This is a genomic window from Salinisphaera sp. Q1T1-3 (genome assembly GCF_003602005.1).
GTDB lineage: Bacteria > Pseudomonadota > Gammaproteobacteria > Nevskiales > Salinisphaeraceae > Salinisphaera.
In genome coordinates, this window is the sequence record NZ_QZWD01000002.1 from 231618 (window position 1) to 254779 (window position 23162).

General features: G+C 64.8%; 19 protein-coding genes and 1 CRISPR repeat array. Of the genes, 4 read left to right on the forward strand and 15 right to left on the reverse strand.

Annotated features, from left to right (window positions below; genetic code table 11):
- Positions 1-136 precede the first annotated feature (136 nt).
- The 9 genes from cas3f to D3260_RS03240 all read right to left on the reverse strand — a co-directional run bounded on the left by cas3f (position 137) and on the right by D3260_RS03240 (position 14278).
- Positions 137-3517: a type I-F CRISPR-associated helicase Cas3f gene (gene cas3f / locus D3260_RS03200; RefSeq protein ID WP_120097118.1), complete on the reverse strand. Its 3381-nt coding sequence runs from the start codon at positions 3515-3517 to the stop codon at positions 137-139.
- Positions 3514-4497: a type I-F CRISPR-associated endonuclease Cas1f gene (gene cas1f, locus D3260_RS03205; protein ID WP_120097119.1), complete on the reverse strand. Its 984-nt coding sequence runs from the start codon at positions 4495-4497 to the stop codon at positions 3514-3516. Before cas1f ends, cas3f begins: the two co-directional genes overlap by 4 nt.
- 273 nt (positions 4498-4770) lie before the next feature.
- A CRISPR array of direct repeats spans positions 4771-6903; the repeat unit is 28 nt; unit sequence TTTCTGAGCTGCCTACGCGGCAGCGAAC.
- 168 nt (positions 6904-7071) lie between these two features.
- The gene (locus D3260_RS03210) at positions 7072-7944 is read right to left on the reverse strand and encodes a DMT family transporter (RefSeq protein WP_120097120.1); all 873 of its coding nucleotides are present in this window, start codon (positions 7942-7944) and stop codon (positions 7072-7074) included.
- A gap of 93 nt (positions 7945-8037) precedes the next feature.
- The gene (locus tag D3260_RS03215; RefSeq protein ID WP_120097239.1) at positions 8038-9897 is read right to left on the reverse strand and encodes an ABC transporter ATP-binding protein; all 1860 of its coding nucleotides are present in this window, start codon (positions 9895-9897) and stop codon (positions 8038-8040) included.
- A gap of 130 nt (positions 9898-10027) precedes the next feature.
- The gene (gene codB, locus D3260_RS03220; protein WP_120097121.1) at positions 10028-11260 is read right to left on the reverse strand and encodes a cytosine permease; all 1233 of its coding nucleotides are present in this window, start codon (positions 11258-11260) and stop codon (positions 10028-10030) included.
- Positions 11261-11487: 227 nt separating this feature from the next.
- Complete coding sequence (gene msrB, locus D3260_RS03225) at positions 11488-12108, reverse strand: peptide-methionine (R)-S-oxide reductase MsrB (RefSeq protein WP_120097122.1); 621 nt, start codon at positions 12106-12108, stop codon at positions 11488-11490.
- A complete protein-coding gene (locus D3260_RS03230) occupies positions 12105-12899 on the reverse strand; it encodes a molybdopterin-binding protein (RefSeq protein ID WP_120097123.1) in 795 nt (264 codons plus the stop codon). The genes msrB and D3260_RS03230 overlap by 4 nt, the downstream gene beginning before the upstream one ends.
- A complete protein-coding gene (locus tag D3260_RS03235; RefSeq protein ID WP_120097124.1) occupies positions 12892-13749 on the reverse strand; it encodes a cytochrome b/b6 domain-containing protein in 858 nt (285 codons plus the stop codon). Before D3260_RS03235 ends, D3260_RS03230 begins: the two co-directional genes overlap by 8 nt.
- A 133-nt stretch (positions 13750-13882) precedes the next feature.
- Positions 13883-14278 (reverse strand): hypothetical protein, encoded by a 396-nt coding sequence (locus tag D3260_RS03240; protein WP_120097125.1) that lies wholly within the window; start codon positions 14276-14278, stop codon positions 13883-13885.
- Between the two features lie 149 nt (positions 14279-14427).
- Here D3260_RS03240 and modA point away from each other — a divergent pair, with 149 nt between their 5' ends.
- From modA to D3260_RS03260, 4 genes are all read left to right on the forward strand, one after another.
- Positions 14428-15243 carry a molybdate ABC transporter substrate-binding protein gene (modA, locus tag D3260_RS03245; RefSeq protein ID WP_120097126.1) on the forward strand — a complete coding sequence of 272 codons (816 nt, stop codon included), beginning with the start codon at positions 14428-14430 and terminating at the stop codon, positions 15241-15243.
- A 12-nt stretch (positions 15244-15255) separates the two neighbouring features.
- The gene (gene modB, locus D3260_RS03250) at positions 15256-15954 is read left to right on the forward strand and encodes a molybdate ABC transporter permease subunit (protein ID WP_255415801.1); all 699 of its coding nucleotides are present in this window, start codon (positions 15256-15258) and stop codon (positions 15952-15954) included.
- Positions 15951-17060 (forward strand): molybdenum ABC transporter ATP-binding protein, encoded by a 1110-nt coding sequence (gene modC / locus D3260_RS03255; RefSeq protein WP_120097127.1) that lies wholly within the window; start codon positions 15951-15953, stop codon positions 17058-17060. Before modB ends, modC begins: the two co-directional genes overlap by 4 nt.
- A gap of 167 nt (positions 17061-17227) precedes the next feature.
- Positions 17228-17752, forward strand: coding sequence for a DUF2059 domain-containing protein (locus D3260_RS03260; protein WP_120097128.1), 525 nt, complete (start codon positions 17228-17230; stop codon positions 17750-17752).
- 48 nt (positions 17753-17800) lie between these two features.
- Here the strand turns inward: D3260_RS03260 and D3260_RS03265 are convergent, their stop codons facing one another.
- The 6 genes from D3260_RS03265 to rpiA all read right to left on the reverse strand — a co-directional run bounded on the left by D3260_RS03265 (position 17801) and on the right by rpiA (position 23065).
- Positions 17801-19120, reverse strand: a complete 1320-nt coding sequence (locus D3260_RS03265) for an arsenic transporter (protein ID WP_120097129.1) — start codon at positions 19118-19120, stop codon at positions 17801-17803.
- 1 nt (position 19121) lies between these two features.
- The gene (gene arsH / locus D3260_RS03270; RefSeq protein WP_120097130.1) at positions 19122-19847 is read right to left on the reverse strand and encodes an arsenical resistance protein ArsH; all 726 of its coding nucleotides are present in this window, start codon (positions 19845-19847) and stop codon (positions 19122-19124) included.
- Between the two features lie 97 nt (positions 19848-19944).
- A complete protein-coding gene (locus tag D3260_RS03275; protein WP_120097131.1) occupies positions 19945-20274 on the reverse strand; it encodes a helix-turn-helix transcriptional regulator in 330 nt (109 codons plus the stop codon).
- Positions 20275-20653: 379 nt separating this feature from the next.
- Positions 20654-21577 carry a bifunctional molybdenum cofactor biosynthesis protein MoaC/MoaB gene (gene moaCB / locus D3260_RS03280; RefSeq protein ID WP_120097132.1) on the reverse strand — a complete coding sequence of 308 codons (924 nt, stop codon included), beginning with the start codon at positions 21575-21577 and terminating at the stop codon, positions 20654-20656.
- A gap of 23 nt (positions 21578-21600) precedes the next feature.
- Positions 21601-22308: a molybdenum cofactor biosynthesis protein MoaE gene (locus D3260_RS03285; protein ID WP_158583372.1), complete on the reverse strand. Its 708-nt coding sequence runs from the start codon at positions 22306-22308 to the stop codon at positions 21601-21603.
- 94 nt (positions 22309-22402) lie between these two features.
- Positions 22403-23065, reverse strand: a complete 663-nt coding sequence (rpiA, locus tag D3260_RS03290; RefSeq protein ID WP_120097241.1) for a ribose-5-phosphate isomerase RpiA — start codon at positions 23063-23065, stop codon at positions 22403-22405.
- Between the last annotated feature and the right edge of the window lie 97 nt (positions 23066-23162).

The window sequence follows — 23162 nt, forward strand, 5'->3', positions numbered from 1 at the left end:
AGCTTATCTTTTCTTCAACTTATCTTTTCTCCAGTCCGGTGGTTGAGTATACGATTTCGAGCGGCAGCCGGATAGGTTGCTCAGCAAAGCTTTTCATTGCTTCAGCTTACAAAGTTCGCTGCCGCATAGGCAGTTTTCAGCGGCGTTTAAACCCGAGCCAGGGATGCGTGAGCCACCCCTGGCTCGTCTCGTCATCGCCGTTCAACTGCAAGGTGCCGAACGTCCGCGCGCAGTGCGCCAGTCCCATATCGCGGTCGTCTGCCAGCCTGTACAGCTCGGTCATGTAATCGACGTTGGCCCAGGGGGTGATGCGCTCGGCTTGTAGTTCGTCGTCCGGCACGCGCTGGTTGAGCCGCTGTTCAACCTCTCTCTCGATCGGTGGGCCTTTCTTCTGTGATTCGCTGCGCACCAGCCGGTAGTCGGTTTCGTCTTCGGTGGGCAGTAGCACGAGATCGATGGATTGGCCGTGCTGCTTACGAAAGCGTTGCTGCTGCGGCAGGAGCCCGGTTAACCAAAGATCGGAACGGCTGTAGGCGCTATGGGCAGCCAGCCTGGGCGGCTCCGGCTTCAAGGCGGCGCGGCGGCCTCGGGACCGCTTCCCTGAGTCCGCTTCGTTATGGCCCGCGTGATCGGGGGCAAGCATTGCGTCCGCCATTCGGGCGTGTTCGAGGTCGGCCAGGCGTTGGGCCGGGGCGAGTGGTTCGCGCGCCGTCAGGCGAGGCCGCGAATCGATGATCTCGTATTCATTCGGGGCCAGTACATCGCTCAGTGCATGGGCGGTGAGCTGGAAATCACCGTCCTCGAAACCCGGCCGGATGAAGGCGCGCCCGTCCTGTGCACCGGCGATGGATCGCCAATTCCGATCGAGCAGGGCAATGTTGGGTTTGTCGACCGGCGCCGTGCGGTGCCGTCGTATGCGGCCGGCCAGCTGGATAATCGAACGCATGGATGACGGCTCGACCACCGCCCAGTCGTAATCATGATCACGACCGACTTCGGTTACCGGTGAACCGAGCACGATGAATAGTTGGTCCGGTTCGCTGGCGTTATCCAGGCGTTGCCGGATGTCGGGCAGGCGATACGCGGCATCCGGCTCGCGTCGGTCGAGCGTTTCATCCAGCGTGCGTTCGATGGCCGAACGGGCAAGCAACGGGAACTGTGAGTGGTAGACACAAAGATGAACCCGGCAATCCGCAGGCGCATCTCGGGCATAAAGCGCCCGGGCCACCTCGAATAGCGGCCCGATATTGGCCATGCGGATGAGCCCGAAGCTGACACGATGGCCGGTCACGGGGTCGATTTGGTGATGCCGGGCATGCAGCGTATGGGCTTGTTCGAGTAACTGGTCGGCGAACTGCCGAGGCAGTTTGTCGCGTTTACGCGGTGTGAAGCCGATCGGTGCGATTGCACCGCGCTGGCGAGTCTCGGCCGTTGCAAGATTTCCGGCACGTTTCTCGGCGAACGCGTTGTGTGCGGTTCGGAAGGCCGGGCTATCGGCGCAGTCGTGGTGCCGTTGGTCGTGCTCGTCGAACCAGGCACAACAGATATCGACCGGCTGGCCGGGTTCGCCGCGATTCTTCTGGAACTCGACGCGCCCCGAGCGATACGCCCGAAACAGGCCTTCGACCATGGCCGGCGGCAGTGTGGCCGAGGACAGTACAACGCGCGAGCCGAGCAAACCGGCACAGTAGACCAGCCGCGTCAGCGCGGGCATGTCGTCCATCCCGAAATCGTCCGGCTCGTCCAGGATCAAGTCCGAGCCCATCAGACGGAGCATCGGTGCGATCTGTTGGCCGCCGCGCAGGCTTTCGGTCGCCGGCATGAGATGGTCAATCGTGCAGACGAGAATCGGCGCGCTAATGAGCGAGCGCGCATGCGGCGATTCCACGACCTTGGACAAGAGCGGGTGCCGATCGATCTGGCCCTCGTAGTGGACGTAACTGTCGGTATCGAGCAGCGGTTCGGCGGAACCCGCGCCGCGGGCGTCGAGTTCGGCCTGGTGCTGCTCGAACAGGGCACGCGTGGCCTGACCGCCCACGCGTACCGCCAGATGATCGCTCGACAGGTTGAGATCGTGTCGATAGGCCTCGCCCGTCTGTAGCGTCAATGTGCGTAGACCGAGTGCGATCGTGAAGCGCGTGCCGCGATCTGGGTCGGCCAGCGCATAACAGATCCGGCCGTTGGCCAGAGTCTTGCCACGGCCGGTCGAGGCCATATTCACGCCGAAAAAACCCTGGTTCGCGCTCCGCTCTCGTATCGAGCCGGCCAGATCGAACGCCCGATCCTGCCAACGGAAACGCGAATTTTGGGTGCGTTTGCGAAATCCCTTGTGGCGGGCAATACGCGGTAGGGCGGCGACCATATCGGGCAGGCGGTGCGTAATCTCGCCGACTTCCTGCGTGACGCCGAGCAGGTGATCGTCCAGCCGCTGCGCGAGGGCGCCGCTCTTGTCCGTGTTGGCAAACAGTGGGTATCCGGCGTCGCCCAGCGTGTTCTTGCTATTCGCCTGGTCGCTTTGGCTCGAGTAGTGATGATCGGCGAGCATCAGGCTTAGCCGGGCGACATGAATCGCGTAGATGTTGTCGAGCGCGAGTCCGTTGGCCTCTGGCGCGCGCGACAGCGCTTGTCGTGCCAGCCGACTCGCCCGTTTACGCCAGGCCTCGCTTCGCAGGGGCAAGCCTTCGGCGAACTGCCAATACGGCGCGATCACTGTCTTATCGGGCGGGGCATCGATCTCGTTCCAGGCGGCTTCGATGCCGTCGGGTAACGCGGGCAGTGAGGATGCATTGACGCCGGTCGCCGCGCGGCCGATGGGTTGTTGTTTGCCGTCGTCGCCGTAACTCGGATGGACCGGCAAACGATGATGCGACAGGATCAGCCAGGCAATGCTGCGGGCCAGCGGCGGCAGGCCCACCAACGGCAACGACGTCGCCTCGTCCAGGCCGTCACGCCTCGTGGCATCGAGCCATGCCGTCTCGTCGATAGCGTCGGCCTCATATAGCCGGTTCAGCCAGTCGGCGTCGTAGGCGGCATCGCCGACAAACGCCTGAAACAACCGCAGCGAGATCCACTCGTGCCGATAACGATTGCGCTCGGTATTCCGCCCGCGCAGCTTGTTCTGAAAAGCGAGGCATGCCTTGCCGAAATCGTGAAACAGCGCGGCGAGGCTGGCGACCAGATGGATATCGGCCAGTGTATGCCAGTCGTTCTCATCGGCTTTTCTTAACACGTCGCTGCGCGTGGTGTGTGTCGGTGTCGCACCGCGCATATTGAAACGCGATGCATCGCCGACCACCCACATGAGTTCGCTGTGGTCACGGCCCCGTATCCAGTGACAGGCGACCGCCGTGTTCTTGCGCGCTGTCTTGCGCAGCATCTTGCGAAGGGTATCGAGCCCGGCTTTCGTGATCGGCGTCTGCCAGGTTCGATCGCCGCGGCGTTCGGCGAACTGGTCCAGAATCCGGCGCGTCTCCTTGAGTGCATTCTTGTTGCACTGCGAGACGAGCAGGATATTCACGTCGACGCTGCCTTGCGGGCCGTGTCGTCGGCCACGCGTTTGATGGTATCGATCATGCCGTCGAGAGCTTCGACTTGCGTCAGGCGCTCGATACAGGCCTGACGAAATTCCTGTTCCTCGTCGCCGCGCACGGCCGAAATGAACGCTTGCGGGAGAATCACCGCGTCCTTCACCAGATCGGCGACATCGAAAACCAGACCGCCTCGGCGTGTCTTGCCGTGGAGTACGGCCAGCCCGTGCGGCAAACCCAGCACCCAACAGGCCGTAGCGGCCAATCCGTAGGCCAGATAATTGCCGTGATCGAGAAACCGGTTGGCGGGATCGGTCCCGCCGCCGCGCTTGGCGCGCGTGAACTCGCCGTAGTCGACGCTGCGAGCCGCCAGCTTGAAAAGCAGGCGCGTCAGACGGGCTTCGAGCGTGAGCAGTTCGGTCGTGTCATGGGCGGTGTCGATGGCCTGGAATTGCGCATCGAGTGCCTCGGTCAGGCGTTTGTCGTTGATTCGGAAGCCGGCATCCTGCAAGGCGCGGTCCGAGGTCCAGAGCGATCGAATGGTTGCCAGACGCGAATGCTGGAATGCGCGGGCGGCGTCGAGCCGCAGGGCGTCATCGAACCAGAAGGCCACCCACTGCTGTAGATATTCCGTGGGCCGGTATTCGCTCTGCGGCGAAAACCAGGCGAGGTCGGTATCGACCTCGTTGGCCGAAAACAGCGGCGTGCCGCCGCCACCGCAGAAGCCGACCAGGACACCGGCCTTGGCCAGCTCGCGTACCGCGGCCTGCGTGATGGACGTGCCGGTGCCGAGCAGCATCGAGGTCGTATTGGCGATCGGGATATTCCAGTACTTGGATTCCCGCCCCTCGTCGGTCACGTACGACACACGCCCGCCTTTGACCAGCACACGACAATGCTGCAGGTAATAAAGATTCGCCCGCTTGGAATGCAGGATCGTCTTCAGATCGCTCGGCGCGAGATCTTCCATGTCTTTCCCCCTCCGTCATGAAATTAACGGAGCGGGGATTTTCGTCGCAAGAGATGGTTCTAAATCCAATCAAAACGTCAGCTGCGCGGGGCGTCGCCGCGCAAGACCACGACACCATCAAGGCTCAGCGCCAGAAGTCAGTGCCCGGGGCTTGCTTGCGATGCCACGTCCACGGATGGCTCGCCGGCTTGCGCTTGACGACGTTCATCTGCTGCGGGCGCGATTGACATGGCAGCAAATCATGCAATGTCCCAGTGGAGCGATCTCGAAACATTTTTCGGCTGCCTACGCGGCAGCGAACATTAATACCAGTATGGTGCGAAATGCCCAGGATTTCTGAGCTGCCTGCGCGGAAGCGAACTTTCAGAAGGAGGGCGAAATGACTGTCGAGGATTTCTGAGCTGCCTACGCGGCAGCGAACGTCGTCTCGACAGCCGGGAAAGCATTTGACCATTTCTGAGCTGCCTACGCGGCAGCGAACCGAACAATGGCCGCTTATGTATTTGAACAGATTTTCTGAGCTGCCTACGCGGCAGCGAACAGCATGCGCTCGGCGCTGACGTGAGTTTGTCCTTTCTGAGCTGCCTACGCGGCAGCGAACGTAGTACCCCCTAAGTCCTCAAAGGAAGCAAGGTTTCTGAGCTGCCTACGCGGCAGCGAACGTTATGCCCCTACGAATTGAATGCGCTTTTCCTTTCTGAGCTGCCTACGCGGCAGCGAACCAGGACGAAACGGCTTGGTCGAATCGCATCATTTTCTGAGCTGCCTACGCGGCAGCGAACGTGCAGGTTGAGCCGAAACGGGGTCGCGCCGTGTTTCTGAGCTGCCTACGCGGCAGCGAACATCCAACGCCGCATTGCCGCTGTCGATGTACGGTTTCTGAGCTGCCTACGCGGCAGCGAACTGATGCTGTCTGCGTACTCGCGCGTCTCTGCCTTTCTGAGCTGCCTACGCGGCAGCGAACCATTACCCATGCCCCTGCGTCGTGTTCGCAGCTTTCTGAGCTGCCTACGCGGCAGCGAACGACGACGCTCTCGCAGCGCTTGCGGATCGTTTTTTCTGAGCTGCCTACGCGGCAGCGAACACGCCTGAAATCAGAATGGCGCGGTTAAATACTTTCTGAGCTGCCTACGCGGCAGCGAACGTTACTTGGTCGCGTGTTGTGTTCGCTGTCCTTTTCTGAGCTGCCTACGCGGCAGCGAACTTGAAGCGCGTCGAACACTGGATCGACCAATCATTTCTGAGCTGCCTACGCGGCAGCGAACATCGACACGGAACGTATCGCCATCGTAGATGCTTTTCTGAGCTGCCTACGCGGCAGCGAACGCCCGATCATGTCGGATCTTCGCGAGTCGGGCTTTCTGAGCTGCCTACGCGGCAGCGAACGTCTTCGATGAAGAAATCGTCTCCGTGCCAATTTTCTGAGCTGCCTACGCGGCAGCGAACGCCGAGCAGGTGCGCGCCGGTCTGGGCGATCTTTTCTGAGCTGCCTACGCGGCAGCGAACGTATATTCGTGGTCGACGGGTAACACGTTCGGTTTCTGAGCTGCCTACGCGGCAGCGAACTGCGTATGCAACGATCGCAGGTCTCAACGATTTTTCTGAGCTGCCTACGCGGCAGCGAACCGTCCTCGGCATGATCGGTCGATAGGCCATCTTTTCTGAGCTGCCTACGCGGCAGCGAACTTGCGTCGATTCATCCCGCCCTCGTCCGTAATTTTCTGAGCTGCCTACGCGGCAGCGAACCGCCAGCGCGCCAGCCGTATACAACGGATTCTTTTCTGAGCTGCCTACGCGGCAGCGAACAACGTATCGGATTCGTTGTGCGTCGACGCCTCTTTCTGAGCTGCCTACGCGGCAGCGAACCGTGGCGCTGTCGTGAGCGCCGAGATTTTCCGTTTCTGAGCTGCCTACGCGGCAGCGAACGGCAAGGACGGCATGGTCTACAGCGGGGCGAATTTCTGAGCTGCCTACGCGGCAGCGAACCCAATAACCGCTATGTCATAAAAGGCCCCGATTTTCTGAGCTGCCTACGCGGCAGCGAACGCCTTGCGATTGACCTGAATCCGAGCGAAACCTTTCTGAGCTGCCTACGCGGCAGCGAACGGCGACAGCAATGCAGCGATTGGCCGCGTCGGTTTCTGAGCTGCCTACGCGGCAGCGAACGCTGCCGGTCAACCCGTCGGTCTGGCGAATCTTTTCTGAGCTGCCTACGCGGCAGCGAACCATCCGGGTTTCGGATAGCGCTCGGTTGAATTTTTCTGAGCTGCCTACGCGGCAGCGAACCGCAGCGACCTGCAAACCGATTACAAAGGCCTTTTCTGAGCTGCCTACGCGGCAGCGAACCGACTGGCCGGCGGCCCGGCCGTCATGGTCGATTTCTGAGCTGCCTACGCGGCAGCGAACTAGAGCGAAATCACTGTAGCGCTTTGTTGTTAAAGAGCCGAGGCCTATTTTGTCCGAATCACCCCTTTTTGACAGCGCTTCTGTAAGTGATTGATTTCTTGTGCTGATTATACGGGGGGCAAAAAAGGGTCATCCCGGACGCGTCGCGTTGCCGGTACATTTGCATGTTTAGCCGCCTCTCTGCCGCCCGGCGAGGGCGACGCCGGCCACGGCGATCAGCATGCCGCCGATTTGAATGGGCTGGAGGTTTTCGTCGAAGAGCAGCCAGGCCAGTACCGCGACGACGGGCGGGACGAGATAGAACAGGGCGGCGACGCTGGCCACGGAGCCGCGTCGAATCATGACGAGCAGCAGGGAGATGGCGCCGACGGACAGGCCGAGCACGGACCAGGTCAGGCCGAGCCAGGCCTGCCATGTGGCTTCGAAGCGTCCGGCCTCGGTCGCCAGGGCGGCGGGGATGGTGACGATGGCGGCGCCGATGAATTGGACGGCGGCGTTGGTGCGTAGATCGGCCGCGGCGCTGGTGTGTTTCTGCCAGATCGTGCCGAGCGTGATGCCGAACATGGCGGCGATGACCGCCAGCAATGGCGCGATGTCGAGGCCGTGCAGACCGGCCGCCAGGCCGGGGGCCAGGACGAGCATCGCGCCGCCAAAGCCCAGCCCGATGCCGAGCCATTTGCGCGGCCCGACCCGTTCGCCCAGCAACGGGAAGGCCAGCAGGGCGGTGAGCAGCGGCTGCAGGCCGACGATGAGCGAGGCGATGGCTGTGGGAAAGCCGTGCCGGACGGCCCAGAAGACGCCGCCGAGGTAGATGCCCTGCAGGAGGATGCCGGTCAGCAGCGTGCGGGCCCAGGCCGCGGGCGTGTCGGGCCAGCGGGCGCCGACGGCCAGTGCCAGGGCGATGAAGGCGGCAGCGCTGAGCAGATAGCGATAGCTCAGAAAGGTGAGAGGATCGGTATAGGGCGCGACCAGCCGCGCGACGATGAAGCCGGTCGACCAGATACCGACGAAGGCGATGGGCATGATCCGTTCCAGGCGCATGCGGGGCTCTCTCTGATTGTCTGTCGCGATGACGACGGCTGCCGAGACGGTGCGGCGGGCGATCGTACAAGGCCGCCCGCGGGCCGGTTGATGTCAGCGGCGTGTCGTGTCGGTTGGGGTGTCGATATCCTCGGCGAGAAAACCGCCGGACTGCATGTGCCATAGCCGGGCGTAGAGCCCGTCGGCGGCGATCAATGCGTCGTGGGTACCGGTTTCGACGATGGCGCCCTCGTCGATGACGACCAGCCGGTCGAGCGCGGCGATGGTGGACAGACGATGGGCCACGGCGATGACTGTCTTGTCGGCCATCACGGCATGCAGGTTGTCGGTGATCGCGGCTTCGATTTCCGAGTCCAGCGCGGCCGTGGCCTCGTCGAGCAGGAGGATCGGCGCGTTCTTGAGCATGACACGCGCGAGCGCGACACGTTGGCGCTGGCCGCCGGAGAGTTTCACGCCGCGCTCGCCGACGTGGGCATCCAGGCCACGCCGGCCCTTGTTGTCGACCAGATCACGGATGAAGCCGGCATGGGCGGCCTCGATTGCCGCCCAGAGTTCGGCGTCGGTGGCTGCCGGGCGGCCGTAGCGGATGTTGTCGGCGATCGAGCGATGCAGCAGGGCGGTGTCCTGCGTGACCATGCCGATGGCCTCGCGTAGCGATGCCTGGGTGACGGTGGTGATGTCCTGGCCGTCGATGGTGATCCGGCCGTTTTCGAGTTCGTGAAAGCGCAGCAGCAGCGACAGCAGCGTGGATTTGCCGGCGCCCGACCGGCCGACGAGGCCGATCTTTTCGCCGGGGGCGATGTGCAACGAGAAATCCGCGATCACGCCGGCATCGTCGCGGCCATAGTGGAAGGCGATGTTGTCGAAGTCGATGGCACCGGCGGTGACGGCCAGCGGCGCGGCGCCCGGCGTATCCACGATGGCGCGATTGGCCGTGAAGCTGCCCATGCCGTCGCGAATGGTGCCAATATGCTCGAACAGGTTCGAGACTTCCCACATGATCCACTGGCTCATGCCGTTGAGCTGGAGCACGAGGCCGACGGCAGTGGCCACGGCACCGGCGGTGATGGCCCGTTCGCTCCAGAACGCGATGCCCAGGCCAGTGACGGAAAACAGCAGACAGGCGTTCAGCAGATACAGGCTGGCGTAGAAGCCGTTGATGCGCCGCATCTGGGTATAGACGGTCGACAGGAACGCCTGCATCGCATCGCGGGCGTAGTCGGATTCGCGCTCGGTGTGGGCGAACAGTTTGACGGTGGCAATGTTGGTGTAGGCATCCACCACGCGGCCGGTCATCTCGGCGCGCTCGTTGGCCTGGGCCTGGGCGATGGCCTGTAGCCGCGGCAGGAAATAGCGCAGCAGCGCGATGTAGCCGATCAGCCAGCCGAGAAAGGGCAGTGCCAGCCGCCAGTCCGCACCGGCGACCATGACCACCACGCCGCCGAAATACACGGCGACGTAGAGCAGCACGTCCACGAATTTCATCATCACTTCGCGGATGGCCAGAGCCGACTGCATCATCTTGGAGGCGATGCGCCCGGCGAAGTCGTCCTGGAAATAATCCAGCGACTGGGCGAGCAGCCAGCGGTGGACCTGCCAGCGAAAGCGCATGGGGACGTTCGGCGCCATGGCCTGGAACGTGGTGAGCCCCTGGCCGAACACCAGAGCCGGCAGCAGGGCCAGGACCACCAGCGCCATGCCCAGCAGTTGCCAGGCGTTGTTCGCCAGAAAATGCGCACGGTCGGCGGTGGCGAACCAGTCCACGATGTGCCCGAGAAAGCCGTAGAGCGAAACCTCGATGATCGAGGCCGCGGCCGTCAGCACGGCGGTCGCGATCAACAGTTTCCAGACCGGCCGGGCATAGAACGCCACGAAGCGCGGAATGCTGGTATCGGGGGGCGTCCGGTCGTCGGCAGGGAACGGATCGACCAGGCGTTCAAACAGACGGAACACGGCCACTGGCAGCGTCGTTGGAGGCCGCCATCGAGGAATTTGGGGGCGAGTCTAAACCAATCGCGGCACCGGGCTGACCGCGGACGCGCGATCGGTTATCGCTTTGCGAATGCCCGCAGAGAAAAGACCGTCAGGCCGGCTTGGCATGTTGTGCCCGATGCCGGGCATGGCAACCGGCCGCCGTCTGTAGCGCGCCGGCCACGAGCAGCGCGTTGAGCGGCGCAATGCCGGGCAACAGATGCGCGCCGAGAATGCCGGCGGCCCAGGCGATCAGCGGCGCGGCGCGCCAGGCCGGCGCCTCGGCCAGTGCTGTCTGGTGATCGCGCTGTTTCGTCCGCATCGCATGGTCGACGATCAACACCGCGCCGATCGGCGGCAGGGCGCTCGACAGAAACGTCAGCCAGCCGACGAAATCCTGATACAGCCACTGTGCGCTCACGGTGCCGATCGCGCCGCCGGCCAGCACGAGCCAGCGCTTGGGCCAGCCCGTGATGTTGGCCAGACCCAGCGACGAGGCATAAAGCGCGTTGTCGTTGGTGGTCCAGATATTCAGCCCGAGCACGAGAATCGCCGGCAGGATCAGGCCCTGCGCGAACATCACGCGCGAGATGTCGGCCTCGCCGTAGACCAGCGCACCGGCTGCGCCGAAGACGAACATCAGCGCATTGCCCAGCGCGAAGGCGATGAGAGTCGCGGTGACGGCGGCGGCCGGCGTCCGCGCGAAACGCACGAAGTCCGGCGTGAGCGTCGCCGCGCTGATGAACGAGCCGATGCAGGTCGAGAGCGCCGCGGCGAGCGTGATCGGCTGCTGTGGCTGCAGTGTCATCATCGCTGCCGGGCCGCCCGCCTGCGAGACTGCCTCGATTACCGAGAACGTGCCGAGCAGGGCGATCGCAGGAACGGCGATTACGCTGAGGACCGTCAGCGCTCGGAAACCGAGATAGGCCGTGGCCGTCATCAGAATACCGCCGGCGGCGATGAGTATCGGCATCGGGACCGGGCTGACCTCGGCGATCGGCAGGGCGAACATCACCACGCCCACACCGAACCAGCCGATCTGGGTGCCGGCCAGCGCGGCCGAGGCCAGAGCCGAGCCACGGCGGCCGAACGTCAGCCGGGCCAGCAGGTGTGTCGACAGGCCCGTGCGCCCGGCGAACCAGGCCAGGGCCGCCGCATACAGGCCGAGTACGAGATTGCCCGCGGCCACGACCGCAAAGAACGTCGGGGGCGCCACACCGTTGCCGAGCGTGCCGCCGGCCCACATGCTGGCCGAGAAGAACGTCAGGCCGAGCATGACGGCGAGAATCGAGATGAATCCGCGCCGCGCGTCGGCGGGCACCGCGGTGAACTCGTGGTCGGTCATGGTCGAGGCGCGCTCCGTGCAGCGATAATCGGGCCGACACAAGCAAGCATCGCGCCGTTATCGGTGCGATTCGGCCGGCCACGGGGAGACGACTCACGCCGCCGGTTGGCAGTCCGACACATCAAAAGGCCAGGCCGTCAGGGCGATCGTCGGTGCGCGATTTTCGGCCGGCCTGTCCCGGCTTGCAATGCCGGCGCGGCAATATAGCGCCGGCGACGGTGGCGCGTTCAGCGCAGCGGGTGAAACGTGAGTGCGGCCGAGTTCATGCAGTAGCGCAGCCCGGTGGGTTGCGGCCCGTCGTGGAAGACGTGGCCAAGATGGGCCGCGCAGCGTGTGCAGGCGATCTCGGTTCGGGTGACGCCGAAGCTGCTGTCGCGATGCTCGACCACGTTATGTGCGTTGATCGGCTGGTAGAAGCTCGGCCAGCCGGTGCCGGAATGAAACTGCGTGGCGCTGTCGTAGAGCGCGGTATCGCAGCAGACACACCGATAGAGCCCGTGCTGTGACGGCAGTTTGTAATACGCCCCCGTGAACGCGCGTTCCGTGCCCGATTCGCGCGTGATGTGATACACCGCCCGGGACAGTTGCGCACGCCATTCGGCCGGTGTGTGGATGACACGAGGCCGCTGTTGCAGACCCTGGAGACGACCGTCGCTGTCGTAGACCGCAATGGTCACCGGGCCCTGATCGGCAGGTGTATTGGCATTGGCCGCCGTCCGGCCCGTCGTTTCTTCGGCCCGGGCGCAGCCGCTCAGACCGCCGAAGGCGAGTACGCCGGCCCCGGCCAGCGTGCCGACGAGTAATCGGCGGCGCGTGGTATTCGTATCGTCATGTCGCTGATCTGTCATATGCCGGCCCACCAGTTGTAGCCGCGATCCTCCCAGTAGCCGCCCTTGCCGCCCTGGATATGATCGAAGGATTCGACGAGTTCGATATTCATGACGTATTTGGCCATCTTGTAGCCGAGCTGGCGCTCGGCTCGCAGCCGGATCGGGGCACCGTTGGCGACCGGGAGATCGGCCCCGTTGAGGCCATAGGCCAGCAACGTCTGTGGGTGATGGGCCTCGATCATGTCCAGGCTTTCGTAATAGGGCTGCGGCGCGTTGTAGAGATGGTCCGCGCAGTGGAAGACCACGAACCGCGCGCGATCGGTCGGGCCGACGCGCTCGAGCACATGGGCCAGCGGTACGCCGGTCCACTGACCGATACAGGACCAGCCCTCGACACAATCGTGTCGCGTGATCTGCGTGCGTGACGGCATGGCTTTCAGGTCCGCCAGCGAGAACTGCATCGGTGTCGTCACGGCCCCGTGCACGCCGAGCCGATAATCGGCAAAGCCGTCGGCGAGCAGCGATCGATAGACATCGCTCTGGGGCTGGATCGAGCCGTTGGCGCGGAATTCCGGCGCAATGTCCCGGGCCGGATACTCGCGCGCCAGGGCCTCGCGCGAGGAGACAAGACGCATCGCGGCCTGTGTCAGATCCTGGGTACGCGAGAGCGCATCCTGTACGGGTTGGCTCTGGGTCCAGTCGCAGCCGGCGAGCAACCCGGTAGCACCGAGCGCGCCGATTCCGCGTAGCAGGCGCCGGCGGGCCGGGTTGACGGCGCCGGGCCGCGGGACAGTTCTGTCGTCACTCACGATCGGTCTCCGGGGCAGCCGTGGCCTCGTCGGCGCGTCGCTCGATGCGATACCCGCCGGTGATCATCGCGCGCATGTTGTTGAACACGCCCGAAACCAGGACCAGCAGGACGTGCACGAAAAAGAAACCGACGAGCAGGAAGGCCGAGATGAAATGCAGTGTCCGTGCGCTCTGATGACCGCCGAACAGATACGTCAGCCAGGGCCAGGCGGCATCCATGTAGGGCGACATCGTCAGTCCGGTCAGCACCATCATGGGCAGGAGCACGAACAGGACCAGCAGATAGGTCAGTTTCTGGATGACGTTGTAACCGGCCATGCGCACGAACCGGAACCGCGCATGGGCTGCGACTTCGCGGCCGAGATGCCGCATCTCGCCGCGATGTACACCGATCAGGCGCCGGCGTCGACGGCTTGCGATTGAATAGACGAGATAGCCCGCCAACAGCACGCCGAATACCCAGGCCGCAGCGAAATGCCATTGCCGGCCAAGCGCCAGCCACTGGCTGTCGGGCAGGGTGGCCCAGGCCGGGAACGCCCGGACCTGGCCCTGGCCGTCGGCCCGTGACCAGCCGAGCACGCCGGTGGTCGGAATATGCCAGCCGTCGATCGCCAGATAGCCCTGGGGATTGCCATCCGGCCCCCGGCGGGCGCCGATCGAAAGGACGGGGTCGTCGAAGCTGGACCCGTGGCCCCAGTAAAGCGCTGGATGGGCGTTAAAAATCTGCAGCCCGCTCATCAATAGAACAAGCAGGCAGAGTGCATTGACCCAGTGCCACAGGCGGGTCGTGATGCCATGACGCTTGATGCGCATCGTTTCCGATCGAGTGTCGGCGCCGGGCTCGGACATGGCAGGACCAGGGCAGCGGGATGATATTCGAATTGTACGCGACCGAATTGCGAGCTATGGAAATCCGCGCAGCCGGCCGGTGTTGTGTCTCCTATCTACTACGCATGCCCGGGCGGTGCCGTTGCAGTGGGGCTCAGCCGGCGGTCGGCGGTGTCGCGTCCTCGGCCGAGGTTTCCGACAGGTCATCGTCCGGCATGGGGGCGTCGGATGTGCCTGCCGTCGGCGCCGTGTCGTTGTCGGAGCGGGCCGTATCCGGGCGCTGATCACCGTGCTGTTCGGCCTGGTGGGCCTGTTCATACTGCTTGAGCTGGGCGTCGTCCGGTGCGTGGAAATTGTCGGCGCCGTAATCGGTGCTGCTGGGTTGCGGTAACGGGCCGTCCGACGAGGGATCGTCGCCGGATGCCGCCGGGGCGCCGACATCGGATGCATCGACGGTCTGGTTGTCGGCGGCCGCGGCGGTACCACCGGCCAGCGTGCCAAGCACGAGTGCGAGTGCGAGCGCGCCAGTCTGGCGCCAGTCGATCTTCATGAAGCCTGTCTCCGTGGGATGACATTGCAGGACCGGCAACGTGCACCGGTTTGAATACGTGCGCTCGGCGCGATCCTGTGTTTCGATATGTAGCCGTATAAATTGCGCGCCGGCCGGTCCGGCCGGCCCGTACTCGAGGGAGTTTTCCAATGAAGCGTCTGTCTGTGACAACGGCTGCGGTCGTATGTTTCCTGGCCGCGGCTGTGAGCGCGCCCGTCCAGGCCGCCAGCGATACGCCGGATCAGAGTAAACCGCTGGTGGTGTTTGCCGCCGCCAGTCTGAAGAATGCGATGGACGGGGTGGTCTCGGCCTACGAGAAGCAGCATCCCGACACCGATGTGAAAGTCAGTTATGCCGGCAGCTCCACGCTGGCGCGACAGATCGAGGCCGGGGCACCGGCCGATGTCTATGTCTCGGCCAATCAGCAATGGATGGACAAGCTCGGCGACGACGGGCTCATCGACAAGCAGAGCCGCTACAACCTGCTCGGCAATTCGCTGGTGCTGGTTGCGCCGAAGGACAGCAAGGCCCAGGTCAAGCTCGTCAAGAACGTCGATCTGGCCAGCAAGCTCGGCCAGGGCGGTTATCTGGCGATGGCCAATACCGACGCCGTCCCGGCCGGCATCTACGGCAAGCACGCGTTGCAGCATCTTGGCGTGTGGAAGAGTCTGTCCGGCCGTATTGCCCAGGCGGACGACGTTCGCGCCGCGCTGGCGCTGGTCTCGCGTGGCGAGTCGCCGTTCGGTGTGGTCTATTCCTCCGATGCCGTCGCCGACAAGGGTGTGCGGGTGGTCGACACCTTCCCCGAGGACAGTCACAAGCCGATCGTGTATCCGGCGGCGGCCACGGCCGACAGCGATAACCCCGCCGATGCCGAGTTTCTGGGCTTTCTCAAGTCCGATACGGCGGCGCCCATCTTCAAGCGCTGGGGATTTCGTCTCGTCTCGCAGAGCGGCGGCCAGTAGGACTGCCCGGCGTTGTCGGCGCTCGACGTGCTCGATGCCGAGCAGTGGACGGTTGTCGCCCTCAGTCTGAGAGTGGCGGCCACGGCCGTGGCCTTCAGTCTGCCGCTGGCGCTGCTGGTGGCCTGGTTCCTGGCGCGCTCGCGCTCGCGGTGGCGCATGGTGGTCGATGCGCTCGTTCATCTGCCGCTGGTGCTGCCGCCGGTGGTCACGGGCTATCTGTTGCTCGTGGTCCTCGGGCGGCGTGGCCTGATCGGCGGCTGGCTGGATACCCATCTGGGCATTGTGTTCGCGTTTCACTGGACCGGCGCCGCGCTGGCCGGGGCCATCATGGGTTTCCCTTTGATGGTCCGGCCGATCCGTCTGTCGCTGGAGGCCATCGATCGTCGCGTGGAATCGGCTGCATCCACGCTCGGCGCCTCGTCGGTGATGGTCTGGCTGAGCGTGACCGTGCCGCTGGCCCTGCCGGGCGTGCTCGCCGGGCTGGTACTGGCCTTCGCGCGCGCGCTCGGCGAGTTCGGGGCCACGATCACGTTTGCCTCCAATATTCCCGGTGAAACCCGGACGCTGCCGCTGGCCATCTACAGCTATATCCAGATCCCGGGCGGGGAAGGTCAGGCCGCCCGCCTGATCGTGATCTCGGTGGTCGTCTCGCTCGGTGCCTTGATGGTCTCCGAGCTGGTCGCCCGACGGATCAAACGGCTGCAGGCATGAGTATCGCGCTCGATTTCCGTCTCACGCAGGGCCGCTTCACGCTGGACTGCTCGCTTGCCAGCGCAGAACGCGTGGTTGGGCTGTTCGGCCCGTCCGGGGCGGGCAAGAGTTCGATCCTGCGGGTGCTGGCCGGGCTCGCCCGACCGGAAACCGGGCGCGTGGTCATCGGCGATCGCGTGGTCTTCGATGCCGAGCGCGGCATCAACGTGCCCGCGCACAAGCGTCGTATCGGGTTCGTCTTCCAGCAGGCCCGGCTGTTTCCGCATTTCAACGTACGACATAACCTGGCCTATGGCGGCTGGTTCGCCCGTCATCGGCCGGATGCGCGCCGTTTCGACCAGGTGGTCGAGATGCTGGATATCGGCCCGCTGCTGGGCCGGCGCGTGGCGGCCCTGTCCGGCGGTGAGGCCCAGCGGGTGGCGATCGGCCGGGCGCTGTTGTCCGATCCTGCGATGCTGCTGCTCGACGAGCCGCTGGCCTCGCTCGATGCCTCGCGCAAGCAAGAGGTATTGCCTTACATCGCGCGTCTGAGCGCCGAAAGCGAGCTGCCCATCGTCTTTGTCAGTCATCAGCTGGATGAGCTGTTGCGCCTGGCCAATCGACACGTTGCGGTCGTCCAGGGCGGGCGCGTGGTCTTTTCCGGGGCGACCGCCGATTTTCTCTCGCGGCCGTCACTGCTCGGAGCCGAGGGGCATAAGGACACCGGCGTGCTGCTCAAGGCCCATGTGCACGCCCACGATGTGGACGATGGATTGAGCGTTCTGGCCTGCCCACAGCAGCGTCTGTACGTGCCGCATCTGCCCGGTTATGCGCCGGGCGCCGAAGTGACGGTGCACGTGCGCGCCCGCGACGTGATTCTGGCGCGGGCCGAACCCGGCGTGACCAGCGCGCTCAACGATCTGCGCGGTATCGTGGTGCACATCGCCGAGGATGCACCGGCGCATGCGGTTGATGTGATTCTGGATATCGACGGCCAGCGGCTCGATGCCCGGATCACGCGCAAGTCGGCGGCCGCGCTGGCGCTCCGGCCGGGCGACGGGGTACACGCGATCATCAAATCGCTGGCACTCGCCGAGCAGGCCTGGCAGCGGCTCGGCGGTCTCTGACGACCTGTGTCAACTTGGTCGAAGGCGCCGGTCATGCCACGTGACGCCGCGGGGCAGGCGTTGTAGTTTTAACCTGCATCGCGCCGCGTCGCGTTTGGCCTGGTCCCGTTGGGTGGGGAAGTGCCAGACGACTCGCGCCGGTCTTTTTATTCAAACCAGGGGGCAACATGAAGAAAGGATTGATCATCGGGTTGGCATGTCTGTGCATCGCACCGGCGGCCATGGCCGAAGCGCCGTCGAAGGCGTCGATCGACAAGCTGCTGAAGGTGATGCACAGCCAGCAGCTCGTCGAGAGCATGCAGTCTCAGATCGAACAGTCGAGTCGTCAGGCGATGCAGGCGGCATTGAAGGGAGAAAAACCCAGCGCGGCCGAGCAGAAGGCCATCGACGACATGCAGGATCAAATGATGGCCGTGATCCAGGACAGCACGAAGTGGTCCGACATGCGGCCGATGTTCGTCAAGATATACCAGCAGTCGTTCGATCAGCACGAGGTCGACGGCATGACGAAGTTCTACAGTTCCGACGTCGGGCAATCGGTCGTCAAGAAGATGCCCAACGTCATGCACCAGACGACCGAGATCATGCAGCAGAAAGTCCAGGCGATGATGCCGCGTATCGTGGCCATCCAGAAACGGTTCCAGCAGCGCATGAAGACGATTCACGCGCAATCGGACGACGGCGCTTCCTGAGCCGGACGGGTGTCGCGGGGCCCGTGGTTGTCGGGTCCCGCGGCGGGGTCAGCCGCTTGGTGCCGGGCTCACCAGCGGCAGCCACAGGGCAAGCATCAACAGGGTGGCGATCAAGACCGGCGGCGTGAGCAGCAGGCCGATCTTCATGTACTGCCCCCAGCCGATGCGATATCCCTTCCTGGCCAGCACGTGCAGCCACAAGAGCGTGGCGAGGCTGCCGATCGGCGTGAATTTCGGCCCCAGGTCGTTGCCGATGACGTTGGCGTAGATCATCAGCTGCGCGGTCTGGTGCGAAAGCTCGGCATGATCGATGGCCAGCGCCCCGAGGAGCGTGGCCGGCAGATTGTTCATCACCGAGGCCAGCCCGGCGGCCAGCAGCCCGCTGCCCACGGTCGCCAGGATCGTGCCCCGGTCGGCCAGCCATTCCAGCGCCTGTACGCCGTAGTCGGTCAGGCCGGCCCGACCGAGGCCGTAGACCACGATATACATGCCGACCGAGAACAGCACGATCTGCCAGGGGGCACCGGCCAGGATCGGTTTCAGCGCGATGTGTGCCCCGCGGCCCCGGCGCCAGAAGCGCGAGGCCAGGGCCAGCAGCAGGGCCGCGACGAGGCCCGTCACGAACGCGAACGGCACGCCGCGTGCCGCCAGGGCGACGTAGGCGATCAGCAAGAGCACCAGTAGCGGCAGGGCGCTCACGAAGACCAGCCGATCGCGAATCGCCGCCGCCGGGGCGGACAGTTGTTCCAGCGGATAGCGCGTTGGGAGGCGACGGCCGAAGGCGAGCCAGAGCACGGCCAGTGTGCTGGCGATGGAAACCAGATTCACCGGGCCCATGACCTGCGCGTAATCGGTGAAGGTCAGCGAGAAATAGTTGGCGCTGACGATATTCACGAGATTGGAGATCACCAGCGGCAGGCTCGCGGTATCGGCGATGAAACCGGTGGCGATGATGAAGGCCAGGGCGGCGTCCGGCCGGAAATCCAGCCGCAGCAGGATGGCAATGACGATCGGGGTGAGCAGCAGGGCGGCGCCGTCGTTGGCGAACACCGCGGCGATGGCCGCGCCGAGCAAAACGATCAGTGGAAACAGGCGATGTCCGCGTCCACCGCCCCAGCGGGCGATGTGACGTGCCGCCCATTCGAAACAGCCGGCGTCGTCGAGAATGAGCGAGATGATGATCAGGGCGACGAACGTGAACGTGGCGTCCCATACGATATGCCAGACCGTGGCGATGTCGTCGATCTGCACGACCCCGGTGGCCAGCGCCAGCGCCGCCCCGCCGAGCGCGCTCCAGCCGATGCCGAGCCCCCGTGGTTGCCAGATCACCAGCACCAGCGTGGCGACGAAAATGGCGAAGGCCAGCACGTCAGCGCGAGGCCGGCTGATTGACGCGGGCCGAGGTCTCGGCGGCCGACTCAAGGCGTTCCGAGTAACGATCGGTCAGATATTCACGCCGATCGCGCACGAGCCACGTGAACTTGACGAGTTCCTCGCACACATCGACCACGCGTCGGTACAGGGCCGATTCGCGCATCCGGCCGGCCTCGTCGAACTCCCCGAAGGCCTTGGGCACCGAGGACTGATTCGGGATGGTGACCATGCGCATCCAGCGGCCCAACAGGCGCATCTGGTTCACGGCATTGAAACTCTGGCTGCCGCCGGAAACCTGCATCACGGCCAGCGTCTTGCCCTGCGTGGGACGTATGCCGCCGAGTGCCAGCGGGATCCAGTCGATCTGTGCCTTCATGACTGCGGTCATCGCCCCGTGACGTTCGGGGCTGACCCAGACCATGCCTTCCGACCAGGACGCGGCGTCGCGCAGGACGCGCACACGGGGATGGTCGGCATCGACATCGTCGGGCAGCGGCAGGCCACTCGGGTCGAATCGCCGGACCTCGGCGCCGTAGCCGGTCAGAAGACGTTCGGCCTCGTCGGCGAGAAAACGCGAGTAGGAACGTGCCCGGAGCGAGCCGTGCAACACCAGAATGCGCGGCGCATGCGACGCTGCCGCCGGGCCGGCGAGGGCCGCGGTGTCGATCGGCTCGGCCGCGTTCGGCCAAATCTGGGGCGTATCGTGGAATCGGGTCGTCATGGTCGGTTTCCCGGCAGGGGTATCGACAGGGGGATAGCGTGTCGCAGGGCGTCGCTCGCCACGGCCGTGGACGCGGCGCGTGGACGGCAGCGGCGGGTCAATCCGGCGCGTCGGTGGGGGCGGCCGGCCAGCACAGCGATGGGCGATTGCCGCAGCAGTCGTGCAATAGAAAACCCAGGATCGAGTCGACGGTCGCGAGATTCGCCCGATAGATGATCGAGCGGCTCTCGCGATGTGCGACCGCCAGACCGGCCCGTGTGAGCGTGCGCAGGTGCGTCGACAGCGTGTTGTGTGGCACGTCCAGCTGTCGCGCGATCTCGCCGGCGGGCAGACCGTTCGGCTCGTGGGCGATCAGCAGGCGCACCGTCTCCAGCCGGGTCTGCTGGGCGAGTGCGGCGAAACAATCGATGGCGTTGTTCTTGTCCATATGTCGACGATTATCGACATGATGCAGCGGATTGCAATGCCGACATGGCGCTCGGCCAGGGCCTGTTATTAAGCCGGCATAAAAATAGATGGTTTTTCGGGTTGATAACGCGCGTGTGCGAAAACACGCGCGCCACGGTCAACGGCCGTGAAGCCATTGAAAATAAAAAGACGGACAAGGGCCGGCGTTTCTTTCGATGGCGTTGAAGACAGCTGACGTCGTCAGCTGTTTTGGTGCCGGATTAATAACACGTCGCCCGTGACCGCGTTGCCGTCGTCTGAGACCAATGAAAGCCAACACCCGAAAACGGCGATTGTGCGCCATCGCAGCTGTCCGGCAGTCGATGACACGGCCGCCGGCCGGACGCCGCGCGGGCCGCTCAGGCGGGCTTGTCGGCCGTGAAGCGCGCGTGGATTTCCAGGATATGGATCAGGCTCGGCAGCAGTGCAGCCATGGTTTCGTCTGCGCCGCGCCGGCTGCCGGGAAACGTCACGACCAGCGTGTGCCCGATGAACCCGGCCACGCCGCGCGACATCACGGCATAGGGGGAGCGCTTCTGGCCGAAGGCACGCGCGGTCTCCATGAGCCCCGGCATTGGCGTGGTCAGCCGCGGCTCGATGGTCTCGACCACCTGATCACGCGGGCCGATGCCGGTCCCGCCCACGGTGATCACCAGCGGTGTGTGGGCGGCCACGGCATCGTCCAGCGTTTGTGCCAGCGCCTCGGGTTCTTCGCGCAGCACCTGATAATCCAATGGCGCAAAGCCGGCCGAGACCAGGGCATCGGCCGTATTGCGCCCGGCGGCATCGCTCTTGGCGCCGTCGGCGGCGGGGTTGGAGACCATGTACACCGCAGCACCCAGCGGCTCGGCCAGTCGGCGGCTGTGATCGCTCTTGCCACCGGTCTTGTCGAGCAGCTGTGTATCGCCGATCGCCAGTTCGTCGGGCTCGGCGTAGGGCTTGAGCATGTCGTAGAGCGTCAGGGCGGCCATGCTGGCTGCGGTCAGTGCTTCCATTTCCACGCCGGTCGGTCCGATGGTGTGGACCTCGGCCCGAATCGCGACATGGTCATCGGCGATCTCGAAATGCACCTCGGCCGCGTGGATCGGCAGCGGATGGCACAGCGGCAGCAGTTCGTCGGTGCGCTTGGCCGCCAGAATACCGGCGATGCGGGCGCTGGCCTGCGGATCGCCCTTTTCCGTATCGCGCTCGGCGATACGCGCCAGACAGTGGGCGGGCGCATAGAAGCGTGCCGCTGCGGTGGCCGAGCGCAGCGTGTCCGGTTTCATGCCGACGTTTTTCATGGCGAGCGGGTATCAGTATGGGATCAGGAGGAGCGCGGGCGCTCGGGCTGCGGTACGGCGGTGCCGTCGAGCCAGGCCTGCGTGCCGTCGACATAGTATTCGTTCTTCCAAACCGCCACGCGTGCCTTGAGTTCCTCGAGCGCGTGTTCGGCGGCGGCGAAGGCCGGGGCCCGATGCACGGCGCGTACCACGATATAGACGCTCATCTCGCCCAGGCCGAGACGGCCGGTGCGATGCTGCATGCGACACGCGGTGATATCGAAGGCGTCCAGTGTTTCGCCCTCGATCTCGGCCATGGTGCGAGCGGCGAGCGGGCCATAGGCCGAATAATCCATGGCCGTGACTTCGCGCCCGGCGTTGGACAGACGCACGGTGCCACCGAACACGACCATCGCGCCGGCGGTGATATCGGCGGTTTCGGCCATCAGCGCGTCGAGATCCAGCGGTGCCTCGGTCAGATGGGCCGTCGTGTCCTGGCCACCCGAGACCGGCGGAATGAGCGCGATTTCGTCGCCGTCGGCCAGCTCGGTGTCGGCGGCGAGCAGGGTATCGCCACGGGCACAGGCAGTACGCGCCAGCAGGCCCGCGGCCGCCGGCCAGTGCGATGCGGCGGCGGCAAGCAGCCCCGCGGGCGTCTGCGGGGGCGACAGGTCGAACCCGACCTGCTCGCCGCCCAGTTGGTCGACAAGCGCGCCGTGGCAGTCGAGCGTGATGTGAACGGTTTCGGCCATGAGGGGCGTGACGGGCGCAAAGCGACTGGGTTGGCCAGTGTAGCGGTTCGAAGGGCGATCGCGACAAGACGGCCGACCCGAAGCCGGCCCGGTGTCAGCGCGTGATGGTCCGCGCGCCGCTGTTGTCGGCGAGGACGAGCACATCGGCCGGCCGAGCCGCGAACAGGCCCACGGTGACCACGCCGGGAATCGCGTTGATCCGGGTTTCCATGGCTTTCGGATCGGTCAGATCCAGGCCGTAGACGTCGAGCACGGGATTGTCGTTATCGCTCGAAAAGCCCTGGCGCAGCTCGGGGCTGCCGCCGAGACGGACCATCGCCCGCGCCACGGCGCTGCGGCCCATCTCGATGACCTCGACCGGCAGCGGGAACGCGCCGAGCACGTCCACCTGCTTGCTGGGATCAACCATGCAGATGAAGCGCTCGGACACGCTGGCGATGATCTTCTCCCGCGTCATGGCGCCACCGCCGCCCTTGATGAGCTCAAGCCGCGGATTGACCTCGTCCGCGCCATCGACATAGACGGGCAGGTCGCCGGCGAAGTTGAGTGTTTCGACCTGGAAGCCCGCTTTCTTGAGCTGTGCCGTGGTCGCTTCCGAGCTGGACACGCAGCCCTTCAGGCGCGGCCGTTTCTCGGCGAGCACATCGATGAAATGATTGACCGTCGAGCCGGTGCCGACGCCGAGATACTCGTCCTCGACCACGTATTCGAAGGCGGCTTCCGCTGCGGCCCGTTTGTATTGATCCTGTTTCGACATGTCGCTCCCCGGCTGGTGCTGTTCGCCCGGCGGCCGCATGCGTGGCAACGGCCGCGTGCGCGGCAGTGTAGCGGCATCGGGCAATGCCGGAAAACTC